1 pseudogene is annotated in these 395 nt (G+C 51.4%); it reads left to right on the forward strand.

The features are described 5' to 3' along the window. Positions 1-65: 65 nt before the first annotated feature. A pseudogene (locus tag QP908_RS11785) lies at positions 66-213 on the forward strand (transposase); the annotation flags it as partial. Positions 214-395: the final 182 nt, after the last annotated feature.

The raw sequence follows: 395 nt of genomic DNA on the forward strand, positions 1-395 counted from the left end.
CCCCTTTTTTGGTGGACACCTGATATCCAGCCCGGTTGGGTTGGGAAGAAAGGTAATCTACTATCATGTCCAAGTACACCGAACAGTTCAGACGCGATGCTGTGGCTCTCTATGAGAACAATGAGGACCTCTCGCTGAACGCAGCATCAGCCCAGCTCGGTATCAACCGTGCCTCGCTGCATTCTTGGGTCACCAAGTACGGCACCGGAAAGCGTGCGCGCATTAAAGCTGTGCATGATAAAGCCCAAGCAGCAAATGATTCGTGAGACGGATCCGCCAGTGAGACAAAAGAAAACGCAAAGTTGCGCGAAGAACGCGATATCCTGCGCAAGGCCGCGAAATATTTTGCTTAAAGCAACTCACTGGTGATCCGCTTCCAGTTTGTCTATGACCAC

The sequence above is a fragment of the Corynebacterium sp. MSK204 genome (genome assembly GCF_030229885.1).
In the GTDB taxonomy this organism is placed as follows: Bacteria; Actinomycetota; Actinomycetes; order Mycobacteriales; family Mycobacteriaceae; genus Corynebacterium.